This is a genomic window from Pseudomonas trivialis (genome assembly GCF_036864995.1).
Classification (GTDB): Bacteria; Pseudomonadota; Gammaproteobacteria; order Pseudomonadales; family Pseudomonadaceae; genus Aquipseudomonas; species Aquipseudomonas trivialis.
Window position 1 is genome coordinate 1803779 of sequence record NZ_CP142151.1, and the last position, 12844, is coordinate 1816622.

The following is a 12844-nucleotide window of genomic DNA, read 5'->3' on the forward strand; positions in this document are numbered from 1 at the left end:
AAGGGAGTCAACCATGAACAATCCAAACATAACGCCTGCTTGCACTGGCCCAGGCTCACCGATCCGATGAGCCTGGGTAAAAGATGTTTCCGTGTTCTGGGGCTGGGTATGTTCAGCCCGCTGGTATTCGCCGCCGATGTACCGGGCAGTCAGGATCTGCCTGCCGTCGCCCGTCAGGTCGATGCGCAGATCGTCGATTACCGCCCGGCTGAAGAGAAAGAGCGTATCTACCCCATGGGCGCGATCCGCAGGATCAGCGGCCAATTGCGTTCCGAGGGCCATGCCACCGCCCGTGGGCAAGCCACGGCCATCACCTATGAACTGCCCGCCGAACACACATCGAGCGCCGCGTTTACCGCCACGCGCGAAGCGTTGCAGGCCAACGGCGCGCAATTGCTGTTCTGGTGCCAGGCCCGTGACTGCGGCGAGAGCAGCCTGTGGGCCAATGAAGTGTTCGGCAACGCCAAGCTGGTGGGCGCCGACGGTCAGCAGGAATACCTGCTGTTGCGCCTGGCAGCCCCGCAGGACAATTCCCTGGTGGCGCTGTATGGCATCACACGAGGCAATCGCCGCGCCTATCTCCATGTCGAGCAGCTCGACTCCGGCACGCCGCTGGGCACGCTGCTGCCCACCTCCGCCACACTGCTGCGTGAGCTGAAAAGCACCGGCGAGCTGGACTTTCCCGCGCTGGCCGCCGAGCCGGATACCACCTGGCTGACCCTGATTTCCCGAGCACTTAATCTCGATACCAACTTGCGCGTCAGCTTGAGCGGCCCTTCGGCCGAGGCCTGGCGCCAGGCGCTGGTTGGCAACGGCGTACGCGCAGCCCGCCTGGAAACCGGCACTGGTGACACTAAAGGCTTGCACCTGCATCTGATACGCTGAGCATCCCCAGGCGAACGGACCCGTGCCGTTCGCCTAAGCTATGTTCCTGAGACCTTCCTTTCGAGATTTTCCATGCCCAATAATGATCGCCTGCTGGTGCAAATCCTGCTGCTGGTGCTGTTTGGTGCCAGCTTCTGGGTGATGGCGCCGTTCTGGTCGGCGCTGTTCTGGGGCGCGGTGCTGGCGTTTGCCAGTTGGCCGCTGATGCGCCTGTTGACCCGTGCGCTGGGCGGGCGCGAGTCGCTGGCCGCCGGCATCCTGACCCTGGGCTGGATGCTGTTGGTGGCAGTGCCGCTGGTGTGGCTGGGCTTCAACCTGGCCGACCATGTGCGCGATGCCACGGTATTGATCAAGGATATTCAGGTCGATGGCCTGCCCGAAGCGCCAGGCTGGCTGGGTTCGATCCCGTTGGTGGGCGAGCGGCTGGTGGGCATGTGGGACAGCATCGACGAGCAGGGCGCCGCGCTGATGATCAGCATCAAGCCGTACCTTGGCCAGGTGGGCAACTGGCTGCTGGCACGCAGTGCGCAGATTGGCGGTGGCATTCTCGAACTGACCTTGAGCCTGGTCTTCGTGTTCTTTTTCTACCGCGACGGGCCGCGCCTGGCGATGTTCGCCCACCGCCTGCTGGAACGCCTGATCGGTGAGCGGGCCGGTTACTACATCGAACTGGTGGCCGGCACGGTGCAACGGGTGGTCAACGGCGTGATCGGCACCGCAGCGGCCCAGGCCCTGCTGGCGCTGATCGGCTTTCTGATCGCCGGCGTACCCGGCGCGCTGGTACTGGGCATCGTCACCTTCCTGCTCAGCCTGATTCCCATGGGCCCGCCGCTGGTGTGGATCCCGGCCACGGCGTGGCTGGCGTGGAAAGGTGACTACAGCCACGCGATATTCCTTGGCGTCTGGGGCACGTTCATCATCAGCGGCGTGGACAACGTGCTCAAGCCCTACCTGATCAGCCGCGGCGGCAACCTGCCGTTGGTGATCGTGCTGCTTGGCGTGTTCGGCGGCCTGATCGCCTTTGGCTTTATCGGCCTGTTCATCGGCCCTACCTTGCTGGCAGTGGCGTACAGCCTGCTGATGGACTGGAGCGCGAGCCAGGCCCAGGAGCGGCGCGAAACATAAGTCTGCAAATTACACTGTGGCAAGCGGGCTTGTTGTGGCGAGCGGGCTTGCCCCGCGTTGGACTGCGCAGCAGCCCCAAAACCATACTCTGCGCAGTGTCAGGTACACCGCGTTTTCCTTGATTGGGGGGCGCTGCGCACCCCAACGCGGGGCAAGCCCGCTCGCCACAACAGAGTCGCCCGCCACAGAGGACCCCGTTTTCCTACCAGGACTCAAGCCCGAGGCAACCACATCACCGCCGTCAACCCACCCCCTGGGGTTTCCTCCAGGCTCAAGCGGCCGCCGAGGCGTTCGACGGCTTCCCTGGCAATCGTCATGCCCAGGCCGACGCCGCCGGAGTTGCGGTTGCGCGAGCCTTCCAGGCGAAAGAACGGCTCGAACACGGCCTCGCGCTGATCCGCCGCGATCCCCGGGCCGTGGTCGATGACACGAATCACCAGGGCCTCGCGGCTGTCCGTCAGTTCCACGCGTGCGCTGCCGGCGTAGCGCAGCGCGTTGTCGATCAGGTTGTTGAGGCCCGAACGCAGTGCCATCGGCTGCACCTGCAGCGGCGTGCATGAACCGGCATATTGCACGTCGCACCCCCGGTCCTGGGCGTTTTCGCTCAGGGACTCCACCAGCGCCTGCACATCGAGCCAGTGCCGGGTTTCGCTGGTGCGCTGTTCGTGCAGGTAGCTCAGGGTGGCGTCGAGCATGCCGATCATGTCGTCCAGGTCCTGGCGCATCTGACCCTGCAGGCGGGTGTCTTCGATCTGTTCCAGGCGCAACTTGAGGCGCGACAGCGGCGTGCGCAGGTCATGGGACACGGCGCCGAGCATGCGCGCGCGCTGGCTCACCTGCTCGCGAATGCGCCGTTGCATGAGGTTGAAGGTCGAGGCTGCCTGTCGCGCCTCGCGAGGGCCGGACTCGTTGAGCGGCGGGCTGTCGAGGTCCAGGCTCAGGCGCTCGGCCGCTTCGCTCAGGCGCTGGATCGGCCGGCTCAACAGTTTGGCGCCGTACCATGCAGCGATGATCAGCGTGATGACCTGAAACGTCAGCGGCACGACCGGGCCGCCAAACCACGGGCGTTGGCGCTTCTGGTGCACGGGTGTGAAACTGCCATCGGCCATCTGCACATACAGGTCGCCGTTGGGCGGCGGGGGCGGGCCGTAGTGGTGAAACCAGAAGATCGTCAGCCCGTGGGCCAGCACAATCGCCACCAGCAACACTCCGAACAGCCGCCCGAACAGCGTGTTGAAAGCGTTGCGCATCAGCCGATATCCCGTGCGTCGAACAGGTAGCCTTCACCGCGCACGGTCTTGATCAACTGCGGGGCTTTTGGGTCGTCGCCCAGTTTCTGGCGCAGGCGCGACACCAGCAGGTCGATGCTGCGGTCGAAGGCTTCGATGGAGCGACCGCGCGCAGCGTCAAGCAACTGCTCGCGACTGAGCACGCGGCGCGGACGTTCGATGAACACCCACAGCAGGCGGAACTCGGCGTTGGACAGCGGCACCACCAGGCCGTCGTCGGCCACCAGCTGGCGCAGGACGCTGTTGAGGCGCCAGTTGTCGAAGCGGATATTCGCGCGCTGCTCGGTGCGGTCATCGCGCACCCGGCGCAGGATGGTCTGGATGCGCGCCACCAGCTCGCGGGGCTCGAATGGCTTGGACATGTAATCGTCTGCGCCCAGCTCCAGGCCGATGATGCGGTCGGTGGGCTCGCAGCGCGCAGTCAGCATCAGGATCGGGATGTCCGACTCGGCGCGCAGCCAGCGGCACAGCGACAGGCCGTCCTCGCCCGGCAGCATCAGGTCGAGCACCACCACATCGAAGGTGCCGGCCTGCATGGCCACGCGCATCGCGGCGCCGTCATTGACGCCGGTGGCGAGAATATTGAAGCGCGCCAGGTAATCGATCAGCAGTTCGCGGATCGGCACATCATCATCGACAATCAGGGCACGGGTATTCCAGCGCTTGTCGTCGGCAATTACCGCGTCTTTGGGCTCTTCGTTTACGGCGGAGGGGGTCTGCATAGTGCGGTCATCTGCCTGGTGGTGGTGCTCAGCATAGGCGCCCAGCCCCATGGCTGGAAGTGCTGGACGGTCGGTCGTGGGCGCGAGGCTAGCGCCGGGGCGTGTTGAGGGCATGTCGTGAATGTATCGGCGCCGACACAAATGCAAAAAAGCCAGCACCGTCGGTATTTACCGATCACCGGATCCCGCAACGGCGCCGCTTGCGCTACAATCCGCGCCGATTTCGACCTGCCTGAGAGCCCATGCCAATGTCCGTCTGCCAGACGCCTATCATCGTCGCCCTGGATTACCCTACCCGTGAAGCCGCACTGCAGTTGGCCGACCAGTTGGACCCCAGGCTTTGCCGGGTCAAGGTCGGCAAGGAGCTGTTCACCAGTTGTGCGGCAGACATCGTCGGCACCCTGCGCGACAAGGGTTTCGAGGTGTTCCTCGACCTTAAATTCCACGACATTCCCAATACCACCGCCATGGCGGTCAAGGCGGCGGCCGAGATGGGCGTGTGGATGGTCAATGTGCACTGCTCCGGCGGCCTGCGCATGATGAGCGCCTGCCGTGAAGTGCTGGAACAGCGCAGCGGCGCCAAACCGCTGTTGATCGGCGTGACCGTCCTCACCAGCATGGAGCGTGAAGACCTGGCCGGCATCGGCCTGGATATCGAGCCCCAGGAGCAAGTGCTGCGCCTGGCGGCCCTGGCGCAAAAAGCCGGGCTCGACGGTTTGGTCTGCTCGGCCCTGGAAGCCCAGGCGCTGAAGACGGCGCACCCGTCGCTGCAACTGGTGACGCCAGGGATTCGTCCGGCGGGCAGCGCGCAAGACGACCAGCGGCGCATCCTCACCCCGCGCCAGGCCCTGGACGCAGGCTCGGACTACCTGGTAATCGGCCGTCCGATCAGCCAGGCCGCCGATCCGGCCAAGGCGCTGGCAGCGGTCGTCGCTGAAATCGCCTGATACTCAAGGCAAGCACAGAAAAAATGTGGGAGGGGGCTTGCTCCCGATGGCAGTGGGTCAGTCGACACAGGCATTGACTGATCCATAGCTATCGGGAGCAAGTCCCCTCCCACAGGTGGACTCAGGTCTCAGAGAGAGTGTCTCAGCTGACCTTGAGCACCAGCTTGCCGAAGTTCTCGCCATTGAACAGCTTCATCAGGGTCTCGGGGAATGTCTCCAGCCCCTCGACGATATCCTCCTTGCTCTTGAGCTTGCCCTGAGCCATCCAGCCGGCCATTTCCTGCCCGGCGGCGGCGAAGTTGGCCGCATGGTCCATCACCACGAAGCCTTCCATGCGCGCGCGATTGACCAGCAATGACAGGTAGTTGGCCGGGCCTTTCACCGCTTCCTTGTTGTTGTACTGGCTGATGGCGCCGCAAATCACCACGCGCGCCTTCAGTGCCAGACGGCTGAGGACTGCATCGAGAATATCGCCGCCGACGTTATCGAAATACACGTCCACGCCTTTGGGGCACTCGCGCTTGAGCGCGGCAGGCACGTCTTCGCTTTTGTAGTCGATGGCCGCGTCGAAGCCGAGCTCATCCACCAGGAACCTGCATTTGTCGGCGCCACCGGCAATGCCGACCACACGGCAGCCCTTGAGCTTGGCGATCTGCCCGGCAATGCTGCCTACCGCGCCGGCAGCGCCGGAGATCACCACGGTTTCGCCGGCCTTGGGCGCGCCGGTGTCCAGCAGCGCGAAGTAGGCGGTCATGCCGGTCATGCCCAGGGCCGACAGGTAGCGCGGCAATGGCGCCAGGGCCGGGTCGACCTTATAAAAGCCACGCGGCTCGCCGACGAAGTAATCCTGCACACCCAGCGCGCCGTTCACGTAATCGCCGACGGCAAATTTCGGGTTGTTCGAAGCAATCACCTTGCCCACGCCCAGCGCGCGCATCACTTCACCAATGCCGACCGGCGGAATGTAGGACTTGCCCTCATTCATCCAGCCACGCATCGCCGGGTCCAGGGACAGATACTCGTTGTGCACCAGCACCTGCCCATCGCCAGGCGTACCCACCGGGACTTCCTGATAGGTGAAGGTGTCACGCGTGGCCGCGCCGACCGGGCGTTTGGCGAGCAGGAACTGGCGGTTGGTCTGGTCAGTCATGGCAGGGACTCTTGAGAAATGAACCCCGAGTGATAGACCTGCAGTGGCGTGAATGCAAGTGTTTGCCAGACGTGCGAATGCTCGCCGATAGACGGGGATGATAGTAATGCCGGTGCACTTATCACTGCGATTCATGCAGCCACAACCGGGCCTTTGATAGTGCTGACGCGCCAGGCCTGGCCTTGGCTAGACTCGGCCTACGGTTATCTCTCCCACAGGATCTTTCCCATGAGCATGACATTTTCCGGCCAGGTCGCCCTGGTGACCGGCGCCGCCGCCGGTATCGGCCGCGCCACCGCGCTGGCGTTTGCCGCCGAGGGTTTGCAGGTGGTGGTCGCTGATCTGGATGTGGCGGGCGGGGAGGGTACGGTCACGCTGATTCGTCAGGCCGGTGGTGAAGCGGTGTTTGTGCGCTGCAACGTTACCCTCGAAGAGGATGTGCAGCAGTTGATGGCGCACACCATCGCCGCCTATGGCCGGCTGGATTACGCTTTCAATAATGCCGGCATCGAAATCGAGAAGGGCAAGCTGGCGGACGGTAGCCTGGACGAGTTCGATGCGATCATGGGGGTCAACGTCAAGGGCGTGTGGCTGTGCATGAAGCACCAGTTGCCGCTGCTGCTGGCCCAGGGCGGCGGGGCGATCGTCAATACCGCGTCGGTGGCCGGGCTGGGCGCGGCGCCGAAGATGAGCATTTATGCGGCCTCCAAGCACGCGGTGATCGGCCTGACGAAGTCGGCGGCGATTGAGTACGCGAAAAAGAAAATCCGCGTCAACGCGGTATGCCCGGCGGTGATCGACACCGACATGTTCCGCCGTGCGTGGGAAGCCGACCCACGCAAAGCCGAGTTTGCCGCAGCCATGCACCCGGTGGGGCGCATCGGCAAGGTCGAGGAAATTGCCAGCGCCGTGTTGTACCTGTGCAGTGATGGCGCGGCCTTTACCACGGGTCAGGCCTTGGCGGTGGACGGTGGCGCGACGGCGATCTAGGACGCGATCCCGCTCGCCATTCGAAAACACCGGGGGTGGTTGTGGGGCGTTTCCAGAACGGACGAGCGCCGCTTCGAATGTGTGTCATCAGGTAAATAATTCAATAAAATCAATACTTTAATAAGAATTCAAAAAGGGCCTGAAGGGGCTTCTGTGCTTAACTGCTCGGGTTGAATAACTGACAGTTCAAGTGAGTGGCTCATGGATTTAGGGATCGATCGACAAGCCCTTGTACCGGTGGTGCAGCAAATCGTCAGCGCGGTGGCCGAGTGGATCCGCAGTAATGGAGTCAGCCCCGGCACGCGTCTGCCCTCCATTCGGCAATTGGCCCTCGACAATCTGCTCAGCCAGTCCAATGTGGTCGAGGCTCTTGAGCGGCTGGTGGCTCAGGGGCTACTGGCCTCCAGCAAAGGCTCGGGGTTTGTGGTGGCGCCGCCGCCGGTATTTTACGAACCTCCGTGGCATGAAGGTGCGGAACGCGAGTGGGGCACCTTCACCGACGGCCCCCTGGGGGAGCTGAAACTGGGCTGCGGCTGGTTGCCGGACGACTGGCGCGAAAGTGATGACCTCAGTTATGCGATCCGCGAAGTCAGCCGTACCGATACCGCCGACCTGTTCAACTACAGTACGCCCCTGGGGTTGCCGGCGTTGCGCGAGCAATTGCTCAAGCGCCTGAACCAGATTCAGGTGAGCAGCAACCTGGAGTGTATTCTCACCACCCACGGTGCCAGCCATGCCCAGGACCTGCTCATCCGCACGCTGCTCAAGGCCGGGGATGCGGTGGTGGTCGAGACGCCGGGCTATGGCAACCTTTACCGTCAATTGGCGTTTCACGGCGTCACGCGGCTGGAGGTACCCCGCACCTGTTCCGGCCCGGATATTCCTGCGCTGGAAGCGCTGCTGCAACGTCATCGGCCCAAGTGCCTGTTCACCAGCAGCCTCTATCACAACCCCACCGGGTCCAGCCTGAGCCGCGATGTGGCCGAGCGTTTGCTGGCACTTGCGCGCTGCAACGACTTCCTGATCATTGAGGAGGACGTCTACGGTGACCTGCAACATGCCAGTTGTACACGGCTGGCGGCGCTGCCCCATGCTGATCGCGTCATCTATGTATCGAGCTTTTCCAAGACCCTGAGCAGCGCCTTGCGCGTGGGCTATCTGAGCGCAGGCGCCTCGCTCATTGCGCAACTGGCCCACCTCAAGACCCTGACGGGCATCGGCACCTCGCGTTTTGCCGAAGCCGTCGTGACGACGTTGCTGGCCAACGGCACTTACCGAAAGTGGGCGCAACGCTTGCGCAAGCGCTTGAACGCGCAGATGGCCGCCACCCTGCAAGTGCTGGAAGACGAGGAATGGCAAGTGTTCACCGTGCCCGTTGGCGGCATGTTTCTATGGGCGCGGCCAGGGTTGGGCGACCCATCGCAGGTGCAGGCCTGCGCCCGGCAGTTGGGCGTGCTGTTGACGCCAGGCGCGCTGTTCAATCCGGCGGGTGAATCCAGCGATTGGTTGCGCATCAATGTGGCCCATGCGGGCGATCAGCGCGCGCTGGCGTTATTCCGCGCGATGGGGCCAGCCAGATCGACCTCGACCATTCTGAAAACGACCAGTACGTAGCTTTTTGCCATTATTGTGGCGTCAACGACTTGTGTTCAGGGCCCTGTGGTTGCCAATCTCGCTGCTGATAAATCGGGCGTGTGGCATCCGCCATTGCTGGAGGGGCAAGTGCAATGATTTCGGGCGTGCAACGACGTTTCGCCAACCTCGGTATGGCGAAGAAGCTGGGCTTGGGTTTTGCGCTGGTATTGCTGCTGACGGCGCTGGTGGCCGCGATTGGCGTGTGGTCCCTGCACACCGTGGGCCAGCGTTTCGATGGGCTCAAGCGTATGTCGTCGCTCAACGACGGCTTGCTCAAGGTGCGTTTGATCGAGCAGGACTACGCGCTGCACGCCGACCCCAAAGCGGTGGATGCCCTGCATGAAAGTGTCGATGCACTGGCCGCGCTGGCGGCCAGTCTCAAGGTGCAGTCGGCGGCCAATGGGCCGGTCATGACCGATGTCGAGCAGGCCCTCGGCGCCTACCGCAAGGCATTCGACGAGTTTGTCGAGCTGACCCAGACCAAGGACCTGGCGCTGGAAATGGCCAGTTGGTCGGTGTCCAGCGTGGCCAATAACCTCGACGTGTTGCAGTCCGGCCTGGCGGACGATGGCGCCGAAGGCCTCAAGGAGAGTCAGGGCCGGGAAGGCGCCGAGCTGGTCGAGCAGGCGGGGCAGATCAGCCAGGTATCGCGCTTGATGCTGCAGGCGATGAACGAAGCCCGGCTGCGACTGGACCAGAGCCGCCGCGCGGATGCCGAGGACGCCGAGCAGGGCAAGATCGAACAGGCCGACCAGGCGCTGGCCCAGGTCGAGCAGTTGAAAACGTCGGTCAAGGACGCCGGCTATCAGACCGTACTCAATGAAGTCTCCGGGCATATCGCTGCGTTCAGCGAAAAGCTTGGTGAATACACCGACCTGCTGGCCCAGGAAAAAGGGGTCTACAAACAATTGCATGAGCGCGCCGATCAGGTGGTCAGCCGGGTCAACCAGGCGTATGACGCCGAAGACCAGTCGATGCAGGCGCAGTTGGTCAAAAGCACGCTGCTGATCATCGGCTCGTCTGCGCTGGCATTGCTGGTGGGGCTGATGGCGGCGTGGCTGATTACCCGTTTGATCGTCGCGCCGCTGCGTAGCGTGATCGCGGTGGCCAGACAGATTGCGGCCGGCGACCTGACCGGGCGCATGGAGGTCAGCCGCCGCGATGAAATCGGCCAGTTGATGCAGGCGATGCAGCAGATGGGTAATGGCCTGAGCCAGATGGTCAGCGGGCTGCAGGCTGGTATCGAACAACTGGCCAGTTCGGCGCAGTCGTTGTCCAGCGTTACCGAGCAGACCAACATCGAAGTCAGCAGCCAGAAAGAAGAGACCGAGCAGGTCGCCACGGCGATGAACCAGATGACCGCCACCGTACACGACGTTGCGCGCAATGCCGAAGAGGCTGCGCAAGCCGCGCAGACCGCGGATGAGAAGGTCGACAGCGGTCAGCAGGTGGTACGCCTGAGTCTGCAGCGCATCGAATTGCTCGCTACCTCCAGCACCAGTGCCAGCGCCAGTATCGAAAGCCTCAGTGCCGAGATCCAGCATATCGGCACGGTTCTGAGCGTGATCAAGAGCGTGGCTGAGCAGACCAACCTGCTGGCCCTGAACGCAGCCATCGAAGCCGCCCGCGCCGGTGAGCAGGGGCGGGGTTTTGCGGTGGTGGCCGACGAGGTGCGAGCGTTGGCCAAACGGACCCAGCAATCGACGGAAGAAATCGAGCGGCTGGTGAGTACCTTGCGCAATGCGGCGCAGTCGTCGGTGCAGCAGATCCAGCAGAGTGGCGAATTGGTGAAGCTGGCGGTGAGTGACGCGCTGGAAACCGAAAGTGCCCTGGGCAGTATCGCGACGGCCGTGTCCTTGATCCAGCAGATGAACCAGCAGATTGCCGCTGCCGCCGAGGAGCAAAGCTCGGTGGCCGAAGAGATCAACCGCAGCGTCACCAGCATCCGGGCGAGTGCCGATCAGTCGGCATTGAGCATGCAGGGCAACGCTGCGTCGAGCATCCAGCTGGCGCAGTTGGGGGCCGAACTCAAGGGCATGGTAGGGCACTTCCGCCTTTGACCGCCGCGCAGCACGGCGATCAAAAAGGGAGGGCAGTCAGGCGTGGTTGGCGAGGAACGTCAGCAGCGCTTCATTGACGAAATCCGGGTTCTCCCGACTGGAAATATGCCCGGCATCGGGGATCAACGTCAGGGCGCAGCCGATCAGCTCGGCCATTTCGGCAGACTCGGCCGGTGGGCGCGGTTTGTCCTGCTCGCCGCACATCACCAGGGTGGTATCGGCATCCAGGCGAGGCAGCTGTTGCAGGATGTCTTCACGGCTGAAGATCAGGCGGCCCAGGGGCACGATACTGTGTACCAGGCGCTCTGTGGGGAAAGCCTGCAAGGCGCTGCGAAAACCCTGATAGAGCGCGGATTCGCGGTCGATATCGGCACGAAAGAAGATCGGCGCGACCACATCCAGCAACGGCTCGGGAATGGCGCCGGCGTCTTCGATCATCTTGAACAGTGAGAAATAGTACTGGCGCGTGGCTTCCGGTTCGGCACCGAGGTAGGTGTCCATCAGCACCACGCTGTTGATGCGCTCCGGGGCGCGCAATGCCAGGCGTGCGCCCCACATGCCGCCGACCGACAGGCCGACGAGGTTGACCCGGGGGATTTCCAGCTGGTCCAGCAGCGCCAGGGTCTGGCGTGCCAGGTCGTCGAGGGACTGGGTTTGCGGGGGCAGCGTGCCTGATTCGCCGTGGCCCCATAGTTCGGGGACGATGACGCGATATTGCTGAGAGAGGGCTTCGATCTGTGGTGCCCACATGGTGTGGTCCCAAAGGTAGCTTGAGCCCAGCAGGACGACCGGGCCGGCGCCCTGGTCGAGGTAGTGGAGAGGTTGTCCATCAATTATGGCGACAGGCATATGGGGGCCTCGGGCTGGCGGGAGTTAGGGGACTTTTTTACGCTAGTCGGGGGCGGGGGGATAGGTGCAAAGTGATGGCACTACCGGGGCTTCTACGGGGAGATTTTGTGGGGCGCGGTCGAATGTGGGAGGGGGCTTGCTCCCGATGGCGGCCTATTGTGTACATATCGGTTGCTGCAGTAACGCGCAAGTTGGTTCCGTCCTCACAGCGGGTCACTTTTGGAAAGAGCCGGAATGCCGGCCCAGCCAAAAGTAACGAAAGGCTCTTGCCCCACCATTCGGCACCTCGCTTAGCCACGGATTCAAGCCTGCGTTCGGCCAGCGTGGTTGACGGGGCGCCTGAGATCAAGATCAATAGCGGATCAGTCGTAGATTGCCTTCTTCTTCCACGCTGCATCGGCGTCGTCGACTTTCAGGCCTTCGGTCAGTTCGTTGACTTCGTTTTCGGCGGGCTGGCTGTTGGTCAGGACGGTGGAGTTGGCGCGGGCCAATTGGGATTCGAGCATTTTCAATTGGGTGCTGTAGAGCACCGGTTCCGGTTGTTTGCGCAGGTATTGCACGCCGCGCTCGAAGGCCAGACGTGCCTGGCCTGGTTGGCCTTGCAGCAATGCGTGCTGGCCGAGGTTGTTGAAGAACTCGATATGCAGCAGCACCAGGATGTGACGAATTTCGCGGATCCAGTGCTTGGCTTCGTTGGCCGGCAGGAAGCCGTCCTGGGCGGCGCGGGTGACCTGACCGTGCAGAGCTTCGAGGAGGAAGCGCACGTCCTTGGCCTTGGCTTCGGTCTGGATCGGCGCGGGCGGATTGGCGACCGGGATCGATTCACCCTGGGCGATCAGCGCATCGAGTTCGCTGATCCGCGCCTTGAGTGCCGCGCTGGACCTGTTGAGGTTGAGCAGGCGCTGGTTGACGTTGAGTTCCAGGCGGGTGAGCAACAGCTTGAGCGCCGGGGTCATCAACTGGCCGGGGAAGGTCTCGGTGATTTCGCCGCAGCGACGCAGCCGGTCGTTGAGTTCGATCTCGGTACGTTTCTTTTCCAGCTTGTTGTTTTCCACCACGTGGTTCATGTAGCCAATGGCGATCAATATTACGATCCCGACTACTACCAGCAGGGTGATCATGAGTGGTGTCACCGGCGTGACCTCTTAATAGGGTTTGCTGTGGAGTGTAGTGACTGGGCCATCCGGCGGAT

General features: G+C 63.0%; 11 protein-coding genes and 1 pseudogene. 7 read left to right on the plus strand and 5 right to left on the minus strand.

The annotated features are described in order from the left end of the window. The first annotated feature begins 66 nt into the window (after positions 1 to 66). The gene (locus tag VRB54_RS08125; protein WP_338480294.1) at positions 67 to 885 is read left to right on the plus strand and encodes a DUF4892 domain-containing protein; all 819 of its coding nucleotides are present in this window, start codon (positions 67 to 69) and stop codon (positions 883 to 885) included. A gap of 72 nt (positions 886 to 957) precedes the next feature. Further along, on the plus strand, positions 958 to 2010 hold the full coding sequence (locus tag VRB54_RS08130) for an AI-2E family transporter (protein WP_338480295.1): 1053 nt from the start codon (positions 958 to 960) through the stop codon (positions 2008 to 2010). 212 nt (positions 2011 to 2222) lie between these two features. Here VRB54_RS08130 and VRB54_RS08135 read toward each other — a convergent pair whose 3' ends face one another. Together VRB54_RS08135 and VRB54_RS08140 are read right to left on the minus strand one after the other, a co-directional pair. After that, positions 2223 to 3260, minus strand: coding sequence for a sensor histidine kinase (locus VRB54_RS08135; RefSeq protein WP_338480296.1), 1038 nt, complete (start codon positions 3258 to 3260; stop codon positions 2223 to 2225). Then, positions 3260 to 4021: a response regulator transcription factor gene (locus VRB54_RS08140; protein ID WP_338480297.1), complete on the minus strand. Its 762-nt coding sequence runs from the start codon at positions 4019 to 4021 to the stop codon at positions 3260 to 3262. Before VRB54_RS08140 ends, VRB54_RS08135 begins: the two co-directional genes overlap by 1 nt. Positions 4022 to 4269: 248 nt before the next feature. Here VRB54_RS08140 and pyrF point away from each other — a divergent pair, with 248 nt between their 5' ends. Beyond that, positions 4270 to 4968 carry an orotidine-5'-phosphate decarboxylase gene (gene pyrF / locus VRB54_RS08145; RefSeq protein ID WP_209990247.1) on the plus strand — a complete coding sequence of 233 codons (699 nt, stop codon included), beginning with the start codon at positions 4270 to 4272 and terminating at the stop codon, positions 4966 to 4968. 142 nt (positions 4969 to 5110) lie between these two features. On the opposite strand, the gene VRB54_RS08150 is transcribed toward pyrF, so the two are convergent. After that, a complete protein-coding gene (locus VRB54_RS08150; RefSeq protein ID WP_338480298.1) occupies positions 5111 to 6118 on the minus strand; it encodes an NADP-dependent oxidoreductase in 1008 nt (335 codons plus the stop codon). A gap of 228 nt (positions 6119 to 6346) precedes the next feature. Between VRB54_RS08150 and VRB54_RS08155 the strand changes: the two genes are divergently transcribed. From VRB54_RS08155 to VRB54_RS24490, 4 genes and pseudogenes are all read left to right on the plus strand, one after another. Then, positions 6347 to 7108: an SDR family oxidoreductase gene (locus VRB54_RS08155; protein ID WP_209980672.1), complete on the plus strand. Its 762-nt coding sequence runs from the start codon at positions 6347 to 6349 to the stop codon at positions 7106 to 7108. 201 nt (positions 7109 to 7309) lie between these two features. After that, on the plus strand, positions 7310 to 8722 hold the full coding sequence (locus VRB54_RS08160; protein WP_338480301.1) for a PLP-dependent aminotransferase family protein: 1413 nt from the start codon (positions 7310 to 7312) through the stop codon (positions 8720 to 8722). 1067 nt (positions 8723 to 9789) lie between these two features. Further along, positions 9790 to 9945: pseudogene (locus VRB54_RS24485) on the plus strand (HAMP domain-containing protein); the annotation flags it as partial. A gap of 15 nt (positions 9946 to 9960) precedes the next feature. Then, positions 9961 to 10803 carry a methyl-accepting chemotaxis protein gene (locus VRB54_RS24490; protein WP_373460613.1) on the plus strand — a complete coding sequence of 281 codons (843 nt, stop codon included), beginning with the start codon at positions 9961 to 9963 and terminating at the stop codon, positions 10801 to 10803. A 36-nt stretch (positions 10804 to 10839) separates the two neighbouring features. On the opposite strand, the gene VRB54_RS08170 is transcribed toward VRB54_RS24490, so the two are convergent. Both VRB54_RS08170 and VRB54_RS08175 read right to left on the minus strand, forming a co-directional pair. Then, positions 10840 to 11652: an alpha/beta fold hydrolase gene (locus VRB54_RS08170; RefSeq protein ID WP_338480303.1), complete on the minus strand. Its 813-nt coding sequence runs from the start codon at positions 11650 to 11652 to the stop codon at positions 10840 to 10842. 362 nt (positions 11653 to 12014) lie between these two features. Then, on the minus strand, positions 12015 to 12773 hold the full coding sequence (locus VRB54_RS08175) for a hypothetical protein (protein WP_338480304.1): 759 nt from the start codon (positions 12771 to 12773) through the stop codon (positions 12015 to 12017). Positions 12774 to 12844 lie beyond the last annotated feature (71 nt).